The sequence below is a fragment of the Sulfitobacter sp. CB2047 genome (assembly GCF_000735125.2).
Lineage (GTDB): Bacteria > Pseudomonadota > Alphaproteobacteria > Rhodobacterales > Rhodobacteraceae > Sulfitobacter > Sulfitobacter pontiacus.
Genome location: NZ_CP072613.1, coordinates 2,834,072 through 2,852,144 on the forward strand (window position 1 = coordinate 2,834,072; position 18,073 = coordinate 2,852,144).

The 18,073-nt window shown below is 59.4% G+C and carries 17 protein-coding genes; 16 read left to right on the plus strand and 1 reads right to left on the minus strand.

Translation table 11 applies throughout. The annotated features are described in order from the left end of the window. Window positions 1-34: 34 nt before the first annotated feature. The 3 genes from IV89_RS13925 (at window position 35) to IV89_RS13935 (ending at window position 2,132) form a co-directional block, all read left to right on the plus strand. On the plus strand, window positions 35-607 hold the full coding sequence (locus IV89_RS13925; protein WP_005851682.1) for a L,D-transpeptidase: 573 nt from the start codon (window positions 35-37) through the stop codon (window positions 605-607). A 203-nt stretch (window positions 608-810) separates the two neighbouring features. Continuing rightward, a complete protein-coding gene (locus IV89_RS13930; RefSeq protein ID WP_005851680.1) occupies window positions 811-1,506 on the plus strand; it encodes a CoA transferase subunit A in 696 nt (231 codons plus the stop codon). Continuing rightward, window positions 1,506-2,132, plus strand: coding sequence for a 3-oxoacid CoA-transferase subunit B (locus IV89_RS13935; RefSeq protein ID WP_009826130.1), 627 nt, complete (start codon window positions 1,506-1,508; stop codon window positions 2,130-2,132). Before IV89_RS13930 ends, IV89_RS13935 begins: the two co-directional genes overlap by 1 nt. A 76-nt stretch (window positions 2,133-2,208) precedes the next feature. On the opposite strand, the gene IV89_RS13940 is transcribed toward IV89_RS13935, so the two are convergent. After that, window positions 2,209-3,000: a lytic transglycosylase domain-containing protein gene (locus IV89_RS13940; RefSeq protein ID WP_037943340.1), complete on the minus strand. Its 792-nt coding sequence runs from the start codon at window positions 2,998-3,000 to the stop codon at window positions 2,209-2,211. A 375-nt stretch (window positions 3,001-3,375) separates the two neighbouring features. Here IV89_RS13940 and IV89_RS13945 point away from each other — a divergent pair, with 375 nt between their 5' ends. From IV89_RS13945 to IV89_RS14005, 13 genes are all read left to right on the plus strand, one after another. After that, window positions 3,376-3,567, plus strand: coding sequence for a hypothetical protein (locus IV89_RS13945; RefSeq protein ID WP_037943339.1), 192 nt, complete (start codon window positions 3,376-3,378; stop codon window positions 3,565-3,567). Window positions 3,568-3,964: 397 nt separating this feature from the next. Next, complete coding sequence (gene cpaB, locus IV89_RS13950; protein ID WP_005851675.1) at window positions 3,965-4,828, plus strand: Flp pilus assembly protein CpaB; 864 nt, start codon at window positions 3,965-3,967, stop codon at window positions 4,826-4,828. Window positions 4,829-5,039: 211 nt separating this feature from the next. Then, window positions 5,040-6,479: a type II and III secretion system protein family protein gene (locus tag IV89_RS13955; RefSeq protein WP_037943338.1), complete on the plus strand. Its 1,440-nt coding sequence runs from the start codon at window positions 5,040-5,042 to the stop codon at window positions 6,477-6,479. Beyond that, complete coding sequence (locus IV89_RS13960; RefSeq protein WP_037943337.1) at window positions 6,466-7,170, plus strand: OmpA family protein; 705 nt, start codon at window positions 6,466-6,468, stop codon at window positions 7,168-7,170. Before IV89_RS13955 ends, IV89_RS13960 begins: the two co-directional genes overlap by 14 nt. 272 nt (window positions 7,171-7,442) lie before the next feature. Further along, window positions 7,443-8,681 carry an AAA family ATPase gene (locus IV89_RS13965; protein ID WP_005851672.1) on the plus strand — a complete coding sequence of 413 codons (1,239 nt, stop codon included), beginning with the start codon at window positions 7,443-7,445 and terminating at the stop codon, window positions 8,679-8,681. A gap of 39 nt (window positions 8,682-8,720) precedes the next feature. Then, window positions 8,721-10,166, plus strand: a complete 1,446-nt coding sequence (locus tag IV89_RS13970; protein WP_037943335.1) for a CpaF family protein — start codon at window positions 8,721-8,723, stop codon at window positions 10,164-10,166. Window positions 10,167-10,178: 12 nt separating this feature from the next. Further along, window positions 10,179-11,141 carry a type II secretion system F family protein gene (locus tag IV89_RS13975; protein ID WP_005851670.1) on the plus strand — a complete coding sequence of 321 codons (963 nt, stop codon included), beginning with the start codon at window positions 10,179-10,181 and terminating at the stop codon, window positions 11,139-11,141. A 51-nt stretch (window positions 11,142-11,192) separates the two neighbouring features. Beyond that, window positions 11,193-12,110, plus strand: coding sequence for a type II secretion system F family protein (locus IV89_RS13980; RefSeq protein ID WP_005851669.1), 918 nt, complete (start codon window positions 11,193-11,195; stop codon window positions 12,108-12,110). A gap of 56 nt (window positions 12,111-12,166) precedes the next feature. Next, window positions 12,167-12,721, plus strand: coding sequence for a tetratricopeptide repeat protein (locus IV89_RS13985; RefSeq protein ID WP_005851668.1), 555 nt, complete (start codon window positions 12,167-12,169; stop codon window positions 12,719-12,721). Between the two features lie 28 nt (window positions 12,722-12,749). Next, entirely contained in the window at window positions 12,750-13,604 is an 855-nt protein-coding gene (locus tag IV89_RS13990; protein WP_037943332.1) for a hypothetical protein, read from the plus strand. A gap of 3 nt (window positions 13,605-13,607) precedes the next feature. Next, complete coding sequence (locus IV89_RS13995) at window positions 13,608-14,102, plus strand: prepilin peptidase (protein ID WP_037943330.1); 495 nt, start codon at window positions 13,608-13,610, stop codon at window positions 14,100-14,102. Between the two features lie 61 nt (window positions 14,103-14,163). Beyond that, window positions 14,164-15,471: a hypothetical protein gene (locus IV89_RS14000; RefSeq protein ID WP_005851665.1), complete on the plus strand. Its 1,308-nt coding sequence runs from the start codon at window positions 14,164-14,166 to the stop codon at window positions 15,469-15,471. Between the two features lie 102 nt (window positions 15,472-15,573). Further along, window positions 15,574-18,018, plus strand: coding sequence for a ligase-associated DNA damage response DEXH box helicase (locus IV89_RS14005; RefSeq protein ID WP_037943329.1), 2,445 nt, complete (start codon window positions 15,574-15,576; stop codon window positions 18,016-18,018). Window positions 18,019-18,073: the final 55 nt, after the last annotated feature.

Genomic DNA, 18,073 nt, shown 5'->3' on the forward strand with positions numbered 1-18,073 from the left:
CCTGTGACAATCGCCACGGTAGAAGGACATAAAGATGGCAGAGCAGACATTCTCAAGACGCGGGTTGATCCTGACAGCGGGCGCGGCGCTTTTCACGCCGGCCCTGTTGCGCGCACAGACGCCGGTGCCAGAGATCGCGGCACCGGTACGTCATAACACCAATGGATTTTCCAGCCAGAACTGGCAGGACCACTTTGATACATTGGGCAAAGCCGCGATCGTGGCTGATACCTCTTCCCGCGCGCTGCACTATTGGGGCGGCGATGGCGAGACCTACAAGATTTACCCGACCTCCGTGCCCCGCAGCGACGAACTGACCAAACGCGGCTACACCCGCATTGTGCGCAAACGTGTCGGGCCCGACTGGACACCGACACCCAGCATGATCGAACGCGACCCCGATCTGAAGTATATGCCGCCCGGTCCGGACAACCCGCTTGGCACCCATGCGATGTACCTCAGCTGGCCCGCCTATCTGATCCACGGCACCCATGACACGCGCAAGATCGGGCGGCAAAGCTCTGACGGGTGCATCGGGCTTTACAACCACATGATTGAGGCGCTGTACCAGATTGCCCCCATCGGCACGCAGGTACGCATCGTCTGACCTCGCTGCGGGCTGCACTGACCCCGCGACGACAGCTGCCCACCCGATGCAGGGTGGGCGCGCATTCCCCCGAATTTTCCGGCAAGCTTCACTGGTACCGCTGACATTAGCGTCGGCGGTTTGACACGTTCGTTACGCCGCGTCATAGAAGTCGTATAACGATAATACGACAGGGCCGTGAGCCTCTCTTGAAAGGAGCCGGAATGAAGAAAATCTATGGAAGCGCTGCCGAGGCGCTGGAAGGCGTGCTGCACGATGGCATGCTGATCGCAGCGGGGGGCTTTGGCCTTTGCGGTATTCCCGAACTGCTGCTGAACGCGATCCGGGACGCGGGCACCAAGGATTTGACCTTTGCCTCGAACAATGCGGGCGTAGATGATTTCGGCATCGGTATCTTGTTGCAGACCAAGCAGGTCAAGAAAATGATCAGCTCTTACGTCGGCGAGAACAAGGAATTCATGCGCCAGTATCTCGGCGGCGAGCTTGAGCTGGAATTCAACCCGCAAGGCACCTTGGCCGAACGTATGCGTGCGGGCGGTGCGGGCATTCCCGGTTTCTATACCAAAACCGGCGTTGGCACCGTGATCGCCGAAGGCAAAGAGCACAAGGATTTCGACGGCGAGACCTATATCCTTGAGCGCGGCATCGTTGCGGATCTGGCGATTGTCAAAGCGTGGAAAGCGGATGACACTGGCAACCTCGTGTTCCGCAAGACTGCGCGCAACTTCAACCCGCCAGCGGCCATGTGTGGCAAGATCTGCATCGCCGAGGTCGAAGAGATCGTTCCCCGTGGCAGCCTTGGCGGCGACGCGATCCACCTGCCCGGCATCTATGTGCACCGCATCATTCAGGGTGATCACGAGAAACGCATCGAACAGCGCACAGTGAGGACGGCATAATGGCTTGGGATCGCAATCAAATGGCGGCACGCGCCGCGCAGGAACTGCAAGACGGTTGGTATGTGAACCTTGGCATCGGGATTCCGACGCTGGTGTCCAACTACATCCCCGACGGGATGGATGTGACCTTGCAGTCGGAAAACGGCATGTTGGGCATGGGGGCTTTCCCCATCGAGGGCGAGGAAGACGCCGACCTGATTAACGCGGGCAAGCAGACCATCACCGAGCTGGACCGCACCTCGTATTTCGACAGCTCGACCTCCTTCGGGATGATCCGCGGCGGCAAGATCGCCATGGCCATTCTGGGCGCGATGGAAGTGGCTGAAAACGGCGACCTCGCCAACTGGATGATCCCCGGCAAGCTGGTCAAAGGCATGGGCGGCGCGATGGATCTGGTCGCGGGTGTGGGTCGCGTTGTGGTGGTCATGGACCACGCCAGCAAGCATGGCGACAGCAAGGTGCTGAAAGAATGCACCCTGCCGCTGACCGGCAAGAACGTCGTTGACCGCATCATCACCAATCTAGGTGTGCTGGATGTCGTTGAAGGCGGACTGAAGATCGTTGAATGCGCCGATGGCGTCACCGAAGACGAACTACGCGCCGCGACCGAAGCGACAATCGTCTAATCCGCTGACGCGATGAACGACAAGGGGCGCAGCCAGCGATGGCCGCGCCCCTTTTTACATCCACCCCGAACTGGCGTCAGTTCATCGCCGCAAAGACACACCCGTCCGAGATCAGCTCGGGCGGGGTCTGGCACAGGCCCTTGGCGACCTGAAACGCGGCCAGCACCTTGGGCACATAGTCACGGGTTTCGGCAAAAGGCGGCACGCCCGCGTGCTTGTGCACGGACCCTTCGCCCGCGTTATAACCGGCCAGCACCAAGATCGGATCGCGGTCAAATTCGCCCATCAGCCAATCAAGGTATTTTACGCCGCCCGCGATATTCTGCGTCGGGACCATACTATCGGTCACCCCAAAGCGGGACGCTGTATCAGGCATCAGCTGCATCAACCCCTGCGCCCCTGCCCCGCTGATGGCATCGGGCCGTCCTGCAGATTCAACCGTGATCACCGCGAGCACAAGCGCAGGTGACACCTGTGTCCCGATCGTAGAGCGGAGGATGTCGATCCCATTGGCCTTGGCGATCTCTTGCATCTGTTGCATGCGTGGCGCGGGGATTTTGCTGCTGGCCGTTGCCAGCGTGACCATCGCGGCCTCCAGCCGGCCCGGGCCAGATTTCTCGACCGCCGGAGAGACACGATCCCAGAACCAATCATATTGCCCCGGTGACGCTGGCACGATGGCACCGGAGTCGGTTGCGACCACATCGGGGACGTCGTCGGCCTTGGGTTCGATAAAGACATTGATCCGATTGGTACTGCCCGGCTTGGGCGGTTTTACGCGTTTTGCTTCGAACTTCGGAAATGGCTTGGGCGCGTCTGCCCAGACAGCCGAGGCCGCCAGCATCCCCACCATCAAAGATACGGTCATTCGTCGAAACATCGCTGCCTGCACTTATTATTTAATGCTCTTTTTCAGCAATCTCGCACGGAAACCCTTTCCAAACCAACCAAACATGGCAGGGAACATGGCGATTTCGCCATAATTGATGCAATCCTGCCCCGCTTCCCATCAAGGATAACAAAAAATGAAGACGGAAAATCTTTTCGTATCAGCAGGCTACAGCAATTCCGCCAAAAACCGGCCCTGAAAAACGAAATGTCACAATTGCCGCCAAATTCGTGCCCCATTCACAAGGCTATATAGGCTCATACCAAGTCAGCCAGATGCGGAATTGAGAGAGAAGCATCGAAACGGACGACAGGGTTGAGATTGAAAACTTTATGATCCTTGGAGGGACATACCATGATGAACTTTATCAAGAACTTCAAAAACGACGAATCCGGCGCTGTGACTGTTGACTGGGTTGTTCTGACCGCCGCCGTTGTTGGCCTGGCCGTCGCAGCTTACTCCTCGATCGAAACAGGCGCTTCCAACCTGACATCGAAAACCAACTCCTACATGGGGACACAAAACCCTGGCAGCATCGGCGGCTAAGCGTTCGTCACACCACGAAATTTCGCTGGCCGCATTCTGCTCGACAGAATGCGGCCAGTTTTTTTAGACCTTCATCACGCAAGGCAAAACAATGCTCTCGAAGCTTATCAAATTCTGGCGAAGCCCAAGCGGTGCGGTCACAGTTGACTGGGTTGTTTTATGCGCAGCGGTGGTATCTCTGGCGGTTCTCATTGTCGTCAGCATGACTACCGGAACTGTGGATCTAGCAGACCGGGTGATGACCCAGACGCCGGGCGACATCTAACCCAATCCATCACTATAATGACCCAGCTTGGTCGCGGATTATCCATAGTCTGAACACAATCACCGCCTATGCATTGGTATAAGTTTCGCGCCGCGTCCTGGGACCGGCACACACTCAAGAGAGGTAAGTAACATGCGGATGGTTTTTGGACTGGTCCTGCTCGCCGGTATCGCTTTGGCAGGTGGTGCTGTGTATCTAGCAAAGGGCCGCATCAGTGAATATCAACGCGCCAACCAACAGGCCCAAGAGGCTCTTGCACAGATCGTACCAACGGTTGGTGTATATGTGGCCAATGGGCCGCTGAAATACGGGCAGCGCCTAACCCGCGAAGATGTGCGGCAGGTGAACTGGCCTGAAAATGCGATCCCCGAAGGCACATTTATCGAAGAAGCAGCGCTTTTCCCCGAAAACAGCGATGACCTGCGTGTCGTGCTGCGTGCGATGGAAAAAGACGAAGCCATTATGGCGGTGAAGGTGACCGAACCCGGTGCCGATACCGGCCTCACCTCGCAGCTGGAACGGGGCAGCCGTGCGTTTGCGATCCGCGTCGATGTATCAAGCGGCGTCTCGGGCTTCCTGCGCCCCGGTGACCGTGTCGATGTCTACTGGACCGGCCGCATCAACCGAGGCGGCAACGACCGCGCCGATACCGGAGACGTGACCAAACTGATCGAGGCAGGCGTCAAGATCATCGCGATCGACCAAAGCGCCGGCGGCGAACGCAGCGAAGCGGCCATTGCGAATACCGTCACTGTTGCCGTTCAGCCCTATCAAGTTGCCGCATTGGCACAGGCCCAATCGACGGGTGACCTATCCCTCTCGCTCGTCGGGGCAGAGGATGACACCGTCGCCGGTGAGATCGAAGTCGACCAACGCCGCCTGCTCGGCCTGACAGAAGAAACGGTCAAAGTCGAAACGACTACAGAAAAAGTCTGCACCATCCGGACCCGTCGTGGTGCCGAAGTGGTCGAAATCCCGATCCCCTGCACCAACTGATCTGCTTGTCAGGCAGGGCAAATACGGACCTCAACACCGCCGCGCATCACTTTGCGCGGCGTTTTGCCATTTCGGATATGTTGCTGTTAATCCACATATACCCGCCACCCCCTGTCATTGATTCTTGCAAAAAAACGCAAAGGACCGCACAGTGGCGCAAACGGCGGGCGCAAAGACCCTATTTTGAGGCGTGATCACAAAGGCAGGTCACATGAAAATCGATAAGTTTATTAAAGCAGCCCTATTGGGACTGACCATTGGCGCGATGCCATTTGCATTGACGGCGCCGATCGACGCGCAGGCCAACACGCTCCGTGTGGTCAAAAAGGGCACCAACCGTGTGTTGGAAGTCCCGATGAACCGCGCGGTTGTGGTTGAAAGCGACATCCCCTTTGCCGAGCTTAGCATCGCCAATCCGGGGATCGCAGATATCTCATCCCTCTCCGATCGCACCATCTATGTGCTGGGCAAATCCCCTGGCCTGACCACGCTGACCCTGCTGGATGCGGCCGGTCAGTTGATCACCAACGTGGATGTGCGCGTCGCGGCCGATGTCTCTGAATTCAAGGAACGCCTGCGGCAGATCCTGCCCGGCGAAAAGATCGAAGTGCGCACAGCCAACGACGGTATCGTCCTGTCGGGCATCGTGTCCTCCACCCAACGCCTGCAGCGCGCCCTTGATCTGGCCGAACGCTACGCGCCAGAACGCGTCTCCAACCTGATGAGCGTCGGCGGCATCCAGCAGGTGATGATGAAAGTCCGCTTTGCCGAGATGAGCCGATCTGTCTCCAAATCCCTAAGCGCGTCGCTCGCGTTGAACGGGTTGGTGGGCAACGATCTTGCGATCAACGGCGGGACCAATACGACAAATACATCAGGCGCGATTGCAAACTCTCTTGGCGGCACGACGCCTGCGTCCAACAGCAACGCAGGCGCGGTACTGTTTGGCTTTAACGCAGGGTCCACCCAAGTCGGCCTGCTGCTTGAAGCCCTGGAGCAGAAGGGTGCCGTACGCTTCCTTGCCGAACCGAACCTCGTCGCGCTGTCCGGGCAAGAGGCGACGTTCCTTGCCGGTGGCGAATACCCCGTACCTGTCGCCCAGACCGGCGACCAGATTTCGGTGCAGTACAAACCCTTCGGCGTAGAAATGAGCTTTATCCCCCGTGTCGTGGATAAAGACCTGATTAACCTCGAACTCAAAGCCGCTGTGTCGGCGATTGATGCCAGCAACAGCGTGTCCTTGGGCAATGGTTTCGACATCTCGGCCTTCACCCGCCGCGAAACCTCGACCACGGTTGAAATGCGCGACGGCGAAAGCTTTGCGATCGCGGGTCTGCTGACCGACGATTTCACCGATAACTCCAGCCAGCTACCCTGGATCGGCGATGTGCCTGTATTGGGCGCGTTGTTCCGCAGCGCGAACTATCAGCGCAGCCAGTCCGAACTGGTGATCATTATCACGGCCCATCTCGTGACCCCCACCCGCGGCGAGGCTTTGGCCCTGCCCACCGACCGGATCAAACCGCCCACGGAAAGCGAATTGTTCCTGTCAGGTCGCACGTCCAAAGGCAGCACAGCGCCCACCAAAGGGGCGGCTGGCGAGGTTGCCAAACAGGACTTTAGCGGGTCATATGGCTATGTATTGGATTGATCAGATGACTTCAGCGATCCCTTCGACAGGCAAAATCACCGGGTTATGCGCCGCTTTGGCGATGACCGTAGCAGGCTGCGTCAGCAGCCCTGATCCGGTCTATACCCAGTTCCACCGCGAAGCAGGATCCCTGACCGATCTGGGCACCTTTGGAAACGCCACGCTGAACAACCGTTTGGTAATGACAGGCGAACGCCAGTACACCTTCGATCTGGCCAACCGCTTTGCCGGCGAAGTCGAATCCACGGTGACCTTTGCCTTTAACTCGGCCCAGCTGGACGGGGCCGCGCAGGCTGTGCTGCGGCGCCAAGCGGGATGGATCCGTCAGTTCCCCGAAGTCCGCTTCCGCGTGTATGGCCATACCGATGCCGTCGGTTCGAACAGCTATAACAAGGCGTTGGGCCTGCGCCGAGCACAATCCGTTGTTGCGTTCCTGTCAACGCAGGGCATCAGCCGCAGCCGTCTTGAGGCCGTTGTTTCCTTTGGCGAAACACAGCCGTTGATCGTGACACAGGGCCGCGAACGGGCGAACCGCCGCACAGTGACCGAAGTCAGCGGCTTTGTCGGGCGTCATCCCACCGTTCTGGACGGCAAATACGCGCAGATCATCTATCGCGATTACGTTGCCAGCGCCGTGCCGCCGACTCAGCTATCGGGCGGTGCGACATCGACCGGCACCACGACGGAATAACCGGATAAAAGATACCTCCAGAAGGGCCTGATCGTCGCTGACGGTCGGGCCTTTTGCGTTTCAATCCGGCAAATCACTGCGGATCGTTTCAAAAGACCAAACAATAGAAACTATTTAGCCCCAATCTTGCCCAACTTGGCAGGGATATTCACTGCAATAGGACAGTTGCGCCCGGCCACCGTGGTCTGACGCAGGGGACCGCAAGGCAAAGAACAGGGCGACGCCCGATTAGCCCTTGCCGCGCCCCAAAGAGAAGAAGGGGAAGTTTAGGTATGAGCAGCAGTATGCCACAGATTGACGCACCACAGATCATCGCCTGCACTGTCAGCCGTGATGTACAGAACTTTGACCTGCTGATCGAGGATATGGAATCAGCTTTGGGCGAAGCCTGGGGTGATCTCGGCTTTTCTGAAAGCCTCGCTTTTTTCAGCCAGCCCGAAGCGGCGACGCTCGAGCTGATTGCACTGGCGCTTGATTCCGAGGACGAAGAGAACCTGCCGATGATGTCCGAAATCATCTCGCAGGCGAAATCGCGTCATATCAAGGTGATCCTGATCGCCGAAGACATGTCCCCGGCCTCGCTCCATTCTCTATTGCGTCAAGGTGCGGATGAATTCGTACCCTACCCGCTGCCCGAAGGCGAATTGGCGGCGACCATCGAACGTCTGCGCGCAGGGCCCGAGCCCAAAGCCGAACACATCGAGGCAGGCCCCAAGCTGAAACCCGGTGCCGATAAAGACGGCGCGGTGATCGTGGTACATGGTTTGGCCGGTGGCACCGGTGCGACCAGCATGGCCGTTAATCTGGCGTGGGAACTGGCGACGTCCGACAAAAAGAACCCGCCAAAGGTCTGCCTGCTGGATTTCGATCTGCAGTTCGGGGCCGTGGCGACCTATCTGGACCTGCCGCGCCGCGAAGTCGTCTATGACATGCTGATCGAGACAGACGAGATGGACGAGGAAAGCTTTGGTCAGGCCCTGCTGACCTATGAAGACACGCTTCAGGTCCTGACCGCCCCCGCCGATATGCTGCCGCTTGATCTGATCACCTCGGAAGATGTGACGCGGATTCTGGATATGGCGCGCAACCAGTTCGACTACGTTGTTGTCGATATGCCGTCGACGCTGGTGCAATGGACCGAAACCGTGCTGAGCAATGCGCATGTCTATTTTGCCATGCTCGAACTGGATATGCGCTGCGCCCAAAACGCGTTGCGTTTCAAACGCGCGCTGCAATCCGAAGAGCTGCCGGTCGAAAAGCTGCGCTATGTCATGAACCGCGCGCCGAAATTCACCGACCTTAACGCCAAAGCGCGGGTCAAACGGATGGCAGAAAGCCTTGGTATTTCCATCGACGTGCAGCTGCCTGATGGCGGCAAGCAAGTGACGCAGGCCAACGACCACGGTCTGCCGCTCGCCAATACCGCCGCCAAGAACCCACTACGTCGCGAGATCGCAAAGCTCGCGTCTTCTATCCACGACCTCAAGGCTGACGAAGCCAAAGCCGCCTGATCCGGCCCAAGCGCCAGATAATTTAGAAAGAGTATTCAGATGTTCTCGAAGTATAAAAAGCCAGGTGACGTTGCCGTAGCCACACCCGCCCCAAAGGCGAAGGCTCCCGCGCCCCAGCAACAGCCAGAGGAAGCGGTCGCGCCCAAACCCGCCAGCATGCGCCGCGTGGCTCAAGCTGCAACCGTCGCCCCGCAGGATCGCGACGTGAAGCGCAAGCAACGCATGAGCGACATCAAGCTCGAACTGCACCGTGCCCTGCTTGAGAACCTGAACCTCGCCGCCCTTGAACATGCCTCGGAGCAGGATCTGCGCAGCGAGATCAACGAAATCTCGACCGAGATTCTGGCCGAGAAATCCATCGTATTGAACCGCGAAGACCGCGTTCAACTGAACTCCGAACTGTATGACGAGGTGACCGGCCTCGGCCCGCTGGAAACGCTGCTGAAAGACGACAGCGTCAACGATATTCTGGTTAACGGCCCGCAACAGATCTTCGTGGAACGCGCGGGTAAACTGCAGCTGACCGACGTGACCTTCAAAGACGAAAAGCACCTGCTGCGGATCATCGACAAGATCGTTTCCGCCGTTGGCCGTCGCGTCGATGAAAGCAACCCTTATGTCGATGCGCGCTTGAAAGACGGCTCGCGTTTCAACGCTATGGTCCCGCCGATTGCCGTGGACGGCAGCCTTGTCTCCATTCGTAAGTTTAAGAAAGACAAACTGGGCATTGATGATCTGGTAAGCTTTGGGGCCTTCTCGGAAGAGATGGCAGCCTATCTGCAAGCCGCCGTCGCCACCCGTCTGAATATCATCGTCTCGGGCGGTACAGGTTCTGGTAAAACCACCACGCTGAACGCGCTGTCATCGTTTATTGCCAACGATGAACGTATCCTGACCATCGAAGACACCGCCGAACTGCAACTGCAACAGACCCATGTGGGCCGCATGGAAAGCCGCCCACCCAACGTTGAAGGCAAGGGCGAGGTATCCCCCCGCGACTGTCTGAAAAACGCCCTGCGGATGCGTCCTGACCGGATCATCGTCGGCGAGACGCGCGGCGAGGAAGTGATCGACATGCTGCAGGCGATGAACACCGGCCACGACGGGTCGATGACCACGATCCACGCCAACTCTGCCCGCGATGGTGTCAGCCGTCTGGAAAACATGATCGCCATGGCCGGTATCGAAATGCCGCTGAAAGCGGTCCGCAGCCAGATCTCGTCGGCTGTGAACCTGATCGTACAAGCATCGCGCTTGCAGGACGGGTCGCGCCGCATGACCTCGATTACCGAAATCACCGGCATGGAGGGCGACGTGATCTCTATGCAGGAAATCTTCCGCTTTCAGCGCGTCGGCCTGACGCCCGAAAACAAGATCATCGGCCACTTCACCGGCACCGGCGTGCGCAGCCACTTCTCTGAACGTTTCAAGATGTGGGGCTATGACCTGCCATCGTCGATCTATGAACCCGTTGTGGTCAAGTAAGGATTATCAATCATGAGTGCAGAACCCATTATCTATGGCCTGATCTTCGTCGGTGTCCTTGTGCTGGTCGAAGGGCTGTATCTGGTCGCTTTCGGTAAATCCATCAGCCTCAACAGCAAGGTCAACCGCCGGCTTGAAATGCTGGAAAAAGGGGCCCGCCGCGAAGAGGTTCTGGACAAGCTGCGCAAGGAAATGCAGCAGCACATGGATAATAAATCCATTCCGGTCTATTCCCTGCTCGCCGAGAAAGCACAAAAGGCCGCGATCGCCTTTGCGCCGAAACAGCTGATTATGATCATGGCCGGCCTTTCGGTCGTCGCCTTTCTGGGGCTGACCATCGGCACCAATACCGAAGTGCCCGTACGCATCCTGATCTCTGTCGGGATCGGTGTCGGGGCCGTATTCTTCTGGATCTCGTCCAAAGCGAAGAAGCGCATGGACATGATCGAAGAGCAGCTGCCTGACGCGGTGGAACTGATGGTGCGGTCGCTGCGCGTGGGCCACCCTTTCACCAGCGCGATCTCTATCGTGTCCAAGGAAATCCAGGACCCGCTGGCGTCGGAATTCGGCGTGATCGCCGATGAAACCGCCTATGGCCGCGACATTGGCGAGGCGCTCAAGGATATGGCCGAACGGCTTGATATGCAGGATTTGCGCTTCCTCGCGGTGGCTGTGACCATCCAGCAGCAATCGGGGGGTAACCTTGCCGAAATCCTTGCGGGGTTGGCCAAGGTCATCCGCGCCCGCTTCCGCCTGTTCCGCCGCGTGCGTGCCATCACCGCCGAAGCGAAATGGTCCGGCAAGTTCCTGTCCGCCTTCCCGATCCTCGCGCTCATCGTGATCAAACTCGGTGACCCGCATTACTATGACGAAGTCATGACCCACCCGCTGTTCATCCCCGGCTGTATCGCGGTTGTCCTGTTCCTGTCGCTTAACCTCATCGTCATGCGCAAGCTAACCGATATCAAAGTCTAAGGGGGCCTCACTGTGAATTTCCTCAACTCACTCGACACCGCACTTGGTCCCATGGGCTGGATCGCCATTCTGGGCGCATTGGGCCTGACCATGGTGGGCGCAACGCTTGTCATGATCCTGCGCCAGCCCGAAGACCCTTTGGCCAAGCTCAAGCGTAGCCAGACCGAGGCTGCCGATGCAGGCAAGCAACAGCGCCTGCGCCAGTCGGACCGCAACGAGAAGCTGCAAAAATTCGCCAAATTCCTCGAACCCGAAGACGTGGAAGAGCTCAGCGCCAAGGCGCTGCTGCTGCGTCAGGCGGGCTATAGCTCGCGCGATGCGGTACGGTTCTTTCACTTTGCACAGATGGCGCTTGGTATTGCCGGGCTGGTGATCGGCACCGTCTACATCAACTTCCTTGGCGGCGGCGAAGGCATGACCACCAACAAGATGATGCTGTATACCGTGGGGCCCGGCGGTATCGGATATTTCCTGCCGCGCTATTGGGTGACCCGCCGCGTCGCCGAGCGGAAAGAGGAAATCACGCGTGGTTTCCCCGATGCGCTGGACATGATGCTCGTCTGCGTCGAAGCTGGCCAGTCGCTTGATCAATGTATCGTCCGTGTGGCCCGCGAATTGCGCGCCTCCTACCCTGCACTGGCGGAAGAGTTCGAAATCGTCGCCTATGAGATGAAGGCCGGTAAAGACAAGGTCAGCGTGCTGAACGCCATGGGCGAACGCTGCGGCGTGCAAGATGTGTCGTCCTTTGTGACGGTGCTGGTACAATCCGCCGCCTTCGGGACATCCATCGCCGACGCGCTGCGGGTCTATGCCGCCGAGATGCGCGACAAACGCGTGATGCGCGCCGAAGAGGCCGCAAACAAGTTGCCAACCAAGATGACACTTGCCACAATGATGCTGACCGTTCCTCCGCTGCTGATCATTCTGGTCGCGCCATCGGTGATGAACATTACCAAACTAGGTCAGTAAGGCTCTGCATGATCCACATTCCCAAGCGCGCTTTACCCTTCAGGCTCGCGCTTTGTATGACCCTGATCGCCGGATTGGCCGCTTGCTCTGCAGGCGGTCTTTCCGCGTTTGGGGGCAAGCGCGCCAGCCCTGACAACCCCTTTGCCCCCGGTGTCAACACCCGCAAGGACGCCGAAGACGGGGTAGAGGTCGCCCACCGTCTTATGCGCGCGGGCGAATACGAACTGGCCATCCGCGCCTTCAACCGCGCGGCGCTCGCCTCCCAGTTGGATGCCGAAATCCTGTCGGGACTGGGCAGCGCCAACCTTGGGCTGGGGCGATTGGGTCAGGCGGAAAAGCTGCTGCGCGACGCTGTAGAAAAGGACGAAACCCACCCCGAGGTCTGGAATAATCTCGGCGTTGTGTTGATGGAACGCGGCAAACTCGCCGAAGCCCAGCTGACCTTTCGCAAGGCCTATGCGCTCGATAATGGCGAAAGTGACGCAATCCGTGACAATTTGCGCTTAGCACTCGCAAAATCGGAAAACTCTGTTACGATCCCGGATCAAGAAGACAGTTATAAATTGGTGCGGCGCGGCTCGGGCGACTATCTGGTTCGGCCAGCATCATAACGAGGCAGAGCAGTAAAAGGACGCAAAAATGCGCCACCCTATCCTATTGGCCGCCTGCATTGCAGGCGTCGTCGCAGTAGCAGGCTGCGGCAAGAAATCCGGCGAGGATACCGTCACCCGCGCCTTCCAGGACGTGAACGTCGTGGATGAAAGCAACCTCAACGATGTGATGTTGACAGTGGCCGACCCGAACGAGGCGGTCAGCTATTTCACCCGCACCGCGCAGGAAAACCCCGACCGCATCGACATCCAGCGCAGCTTGGGCAAGTCCCTGATCCGCGCCAAACGCAACCAAGAGGCCGCATCCGTCTGGGGCAAAGTTGCCGCTTCCAAGGATGCCACCGCCGACGACAAGGTTGACTACGCCGATGCGCTGATCCGCGCGGGCGATTGGGCCAAGGCGGAAAAGACGCTGGATTCCGTCCCCCCCACCCATGAAACCTACAACCGCTACCGGCTTGAGGCGATCGTCGCTGACAGCAAGCAGGAATGGGACAAGGCCGACAGTTTTTACGAGATCGCCATTGGTCTGACCACCAAGCCCGGTTCGGTCATGAACAACTGGGGCTACTCCAAATTGACGCGCGGCGACTATCAGGCTGCCGAACGCCTTTTCGGCGAGGCTGTGAAACAGGATTCGACCCTGTTCACCGCCAAGAACAACCTGATCCTCGCCCGTGGCGCGCAGCGCGAATACAGCCTCCCCCCGATCGAGATGGACCAGACGGAGCGCGCGCAACTGCTGCACACCCTTGCCCTCTCCGCGATCAAGAAGGGCGACGTTGAAACCGGCAAAGGGCTGCTGCGTGACGCCATCAGCACCCACCCGCAGCACTTCGAGGCCGCCGTCCGGTCGCTGCGCGCGCTGGAAAACGCAGGCTAACGCGTGGAGATCACCAGCTCCGCAGCGCTGTGGTTCCTGCCCTTCGCGCTGCCCCTTTGTGCCTATACGATCTACACCGATCTGGCCTTTATGCGGATCACCAATGTCACGGTGATCGCATTGGCCGCCGTATTTGTGCTGATCGGCCCGATTGCCCTGCCCTTTGACAGCTACCTCTGGCACCTGCTGGCGATGGTGGTAGCCCTTGTTGTGGGCATCTTCATGAACGCAGGCGGGCTGATGGGCGCGGGGGATGCGAAATTCATCGCCGCCGCCACGCCCTTTATCGCGCTCGGGGACGTGCGCTTTGTCATGGCGCTGTTCATGGCGACGCTGGTTGCCGCCTATATCATTCACCGCGCCGCCAAATATTCCCCCTTGCGCAAGCTTGCCCCGCAATGGGTCAGCTGGCACGAAGCCAAGAAATTCCCCATGGGCCTCGCCCTTGGAACTGTGCTTGCCGCATATTTAATGCTCGGTGCCTACTTCGGGGCCTGATTTCGCCATATTCAACCGCTACGCCTTGGGGCACGCCCGTGTCCCCATGAAAGAAGCCTTCATGAATATGCAAACCAGCGCCGTCATGGCCCCCCCTCCGCCGCGCACCATCCAAGAGATGAAGCTGCCCGTGGTGATGATGCGCGACATCATGATCAAGACGATGTTCCGCAAGAACGTCACCATGGTCAGCGAACTCGCAGCGGCGATCTGCCTGCCGCTTCAGGTCACGCAGGAGCTGGTGGATCTGTCGCGCGAACAACGCCTTCTCGAAGCGACGGGCACGCTTAACGCGAATAACGGCAATGAAATGGGCTACCAGCTGACCGATCTGGGCAAGGCCCGCGCGCTGGATGCCTTGGCGCAATCGGAATACTTCGGCCCGATGCCCGTGCCGCTTGATGTCTACCGTGAACAGATCAAGCGCCAGTCCGTGCGCAACATGCAAATCACCCGCGCAAAACTCGAAGCCGCCATGGGCCATCTGGTGCTCCCGTCCGAGCTGATCGGCAACCTTGGCCCAGCCGTGACGGCCGGTCGCTCCATCCTGATGTACGGCCCCCCCGGCAATGGTAAATCAAGCATCTCCAATGGGATTCGCGACGCGCTTGGTGACCGGATCTATGTCCCCCGCGCGATTGAATATGCCGGTCAGGTGATCACGGTCTATGACCCCATCGTGCACACCGCCATTTCCGAAGAGAAACAAGACCCGAAATCCCTGCGCCGCGTGACGCGCTTTGACACCCGCTATGTGAAATGCGAACGCCCCACGGTGATCACCGGGGGCGAACTGACGCTCGATATGCTTGATCTGGTCTACAACCCCACCGCACGGACCTATCAGGCCCCGCTGCAGCTGAAATCCACCGGCGGCATCTTCATCGTCGACGACCTTGGCCGACAGGCAGAATCGCCACAGGCGCTGGTCAACCGCTGGATCGTGCCGCTGGAAGAAAACAAGGACATCCTCGCCCTGCAATCCGGCGAGAAGTTCGAAGTTCCCTTCGACACGCTGGTGGTCTTCTCGACCAACTTCCACCCCAATGAGATCTTCGACCAGGCCGCCCTGCGCCGGATCTTCTTCAAGATCAAGATCGACGGGCCCAATCAGGAAAACTTCCTCAAGATCTTCGCCATGGTCGCAAAGAAACGAAACATCAAACTGGACGAGGCGACGCTGATCCATTTGCTGAAAACGAAATACCCTACGATCAACAATGTTTTCGCCAACTATCAGCCGATCTTCCTGATCGACCAGATGATTTCCATCTGCGATTTCGAAGGTATCCCGCACCAGATGCGCCCTGATCTGATTGACCGTGCTTGGGCCAATATGTTCGTCGAGGATGAAACCATCGTCAGGTAGCACCGCGCTCGAAACGGCTGCGGGCATCCGCTTCATTTTGCCAGATAAACTCCGGGGGTGCGGGGGCTGGCCCCCGCGTGCAAACAGCCTATCTTACGCCCCATGCAGACCCTGCCCCCCAAGTTCTCCGACTGGTTCGCCACCAAAGGCTGGTCCATCCACCCCCACCAGCAGGACATGCTGGACCGCGCCGACGCGCCCGCGCTGCTGTTGATCGCGCCGACGGGGGGCGGCAAGACGCTGTCGGGTTTTCTGCCCACGCTGGTCGATCTGGCCGAGGGCGATCACGACGGCATGCACACGCTCTATATCTCGCCGCTCAAGGCGCTGGCCGCGGATATCAAGCGCAACCTCACCACCCCGGTGACCGAAATGAGCCTCCCCATCCGGATCGAGGACCGCACCGGCGACACCTCGCAAACGCGCAAACGCCGGCAACGCGCCGACCCGCCCCATATCCTGCTGACCACCCCCGAAAGCCTTGCGCTGTTGACCTCCTACGAGGATGCACCGCGCATGTTCAAAGGGCTCAAACGTGTCGTGATCGACGAGATCCACGCGCTGGCCGACAGCAAACGCGGCGACCAGCTGATGCTGGCGCTGGCGCGGCTGCAACGTCTGTGCCCGGGGCTGAAACGGGTGGGCCTGTCCGCCACCGTCGAAGATCCCGCCGCCATCGCGCATTTCATGGCGCGTCACCCCGACCCCTGCCCGATCCTGCTGGCCGATCCCGGCCCGCCGCCCGACATCCGGATGCTGCGCACGGACGCGGCCCCGCCGTGGTCCGGCAATGGGGCTGCCTATGCGATTCCGGCGGTACTCGACCAGATACGCCAGCATAAAACCACCCTGATCTTCCACAATACCCGCGCCCAGGCCGAGATTTTCTTTCACAATCTCTGGCTCGCCAACGAAGATAGCCTGCCCATCGGCATCCACCACGGGTCGCTCGATCGGCAGCAACGCGAACGGGTCGAAGCCGCGATGGTGCGCGGTGATCTGCGCGCGATTGTGTGTACCGGCAGCCTCGATCTGGGGATCGATTGGGGCGATGTCGATCTCGTGATCCAGATCGGTGCGCCGAAGAATGTCAAACGGCTGGTCCAGCGCATCGGACGGGCCAACCACCGCTATAACGCGCCCTCCAAAGCGCTGCTGGTGCCTGCAAACCGGTTCGAGGTGGTCGAATGTGTCGCCGCCCTCGACGCCGTATTGGCAGGCGATCTTGACGGCGACCCGCGCGGCCCCGGCCCCCGCGATGTGTTATGCCAGCATATCCTGATCACCGCCTGCGCCGGTCCCTTCGACGCCAATGCGCTCTATGCCGAGGTGACCTCGGCCGGGGCCTATGCCAGCCTCAGCCGCGCCGCCTTTGACGCCTGCCTCGATTTCTGTGCCACAGGCGGCTACGCCCTGCGCGCCTACGACAGATGGCAACGTCTGATGTGCACCGACGGCAAATGGCACCTGCGCGACCCCCGCAGCAGCCAGCGTATCCGTATGAACATCGGTACCATTCAGGACACGGACACGCTGAAGGTCCGCATGAAACGCAACCGCGGCGGTGCCCCTTTGGGCGAAATCGAGGAAGGTTTCGCCGCCTCGCTCAGCGCGGGCGACACGTTCCTGATCGGCGGCCAGATCGTCAAATACGAGGGGCTGCGGGAAATGACCGTAGAGGTCAGCCGCTCCGCCGCCAAGAAACCGCGCGTCGCTACGTTCATGGGCACCAAATTCGCCACCTCGACCCAGCTCTCCGCCCGCGTGCAACGCATGTTCACCCAAGACAGCTGGCCCGAGCTGCCGCGCCACACGGCCGAATGGCTGACCCTGCAACGCGAAGTCAGCCAACTGCCGCAGCCGGGCCGACTGCTGATCGAAAGCTTTCCCCATGAGGGCCGCGCCCAGACGGTCTTCTACGGCTTTGCCGGTCGCAACGCGCAGCAAACGCTCGGCCTGCTGCTGACAAAACGGATGGAGGAACTGGGCCTGAACCCCCTGGGCTTCGTCGCCACCGATTATGCCACGCTGATCTGGGGGCTGGATCCGGTCGATGACCCCGCCCCGCTCGTTGATGCCACAGCCCTGCATGACGGGTTGGACCATTGGCTGGCCGGCAATGCGGTGATGAAACGCACGTTCCGCGCCGCCGCCACCATCGCAGGGCTGATCGAACGGAACACTCCCCAAGCCCGTAAGTCTGGCCGGCAGGCGACCTTCAGCTCTGATATCCTGTATGACACCTTGCAGAAATACGAACCCGATCACCTCCTGCTCGATATCACCCGCGAAGAGGCCCTGCGCGGACTGGTCGACTTTGGCCGGATCGAGGAAATGCTGCATCGTATCAAGGGCCGGATCGACCACCGTATCCTCGACCGTGTCAGCCCGCTGTCCGCACCGCTGTTTCTGGAAATGGGTCGCGTGCCGGTCAAGGGGCAGGCAGAAGAGCGTCTGCTGGCCGAGGAATCCGCGCGGTTGATGGAAGCCTCCGGCCTCGCACAGATCACACCCGCGCCGGATAACATCTCCCTCAAACGGCGCTAGACATGGCAATCGCTGCGCAGCTGAGTATTTTTGAAAGGGTGAATTAACCTTCGCT

Coding starts and splice junctions, on each gene's coding strand:
- IV89_RS13925 (WP_005851682.1), top strand. CDS start 35: ATGGCAGAGCAGACATTCTCAAGACGCGGGTTGATCCTGACAGCGGGC.
- IV89_RS13930 (WP_005851680.1), top strand. CDS start 811: ATGAAGAAAATCTATGGAAGCGCTGCCGAGGCGCTGGAAGGCGTGCTG.
- IV89_RS13935 (WP_009826130.1), top strand. CDS start 1,506: ATGGCTTGGGATCGCAATCAAATGGCGGCACGCGCCGCGCAGGAACTG.
- IV89_RS13940 (WP_037943340.1), bottom strand. CDS start 3,000: ATGACCGTATCTTTGATGGTGGGGATGCTGGCGGCCTCGGCTGTCTGG.
- IV89_RS13945 (WP_037943339.1), top strand. CDS start 3,376: ATGATGAACTTTATCAAGAACTTCAAAAACGACGAATCCGGCGCTGTG.
- cpaB (WP_005851675.1), top strand. CDS start 3,965: ATGCGGATGGTTTTTGGACTGGTCCTGCTCGCCGGTATCGCTTTGGCA.
- IV89_RS13955 (WP_037943338.1), top strand. CDS start 5,040: ATGAAAATCGATAAGTTTATTAAAGCAGCCCTATTGGGACTGACCATT.
- IV89_RS13960 (WP_037943337.1), top strand. CDS start 6,466: ATGTATTGGATTGATCAGATGACTTCAGCGATCCCTTCGACAGGCAAA.
- IV89_RS13965 (WP_005851672.1), top strand. CDS start 7,443: ATGAGCAGCAGTATGCCACAGATTGACGCACCACAGATCATCGCCTGC.
- IV89_RS13970 (WP_037943335.1), top strand. CDS start 8,721: ATGTTCTCGAAGTATAAAAAGCCAGGTGACGTTGCCGTAGCCACACCC.
- IV89_RS13975 (WP_005851670.1), top strand. CDS start 10,179: ATGAGTGCAGAACCCATTATCTATGGCCTGATCTTCGTCGGTGTCCTT.
- IV89_RS13980 (WP_005851669.1), top strand. CDS start 11,193: ATGGGCTGGATCGCCATTCTGGGCGCATTGGGCCTGACCATGGTGGGC.
- IV89_RS13985 (WP_005851668.1), top strand. CDS start 12,167: ATGACCCTGATCGCCGGATTGGCCGCTTGCTCTGCAGGCGGTCTTTCC.
- IV89_RS13990 (WP_037943332.1), top strand. CDS start 12,750: ATGCGCCACCCTATCCTATTGGCCGCCTGCATTGCAGGCGTCGTCGCA.
- IV89_RS14000 (WP_005851665.1), top strand. CDS start 14,164: ATGAATATGCAAACCAGCGCCGTCATGGCCCCCCCTCCGCCGCGCACC.
- IV89_RS14005 (WP_037943329.1), top strand. CDS start 15,574: ATGCAGACCCTGCCCCCCAAGTTCTCCGACTGGTTCGCCACCAAAGGC.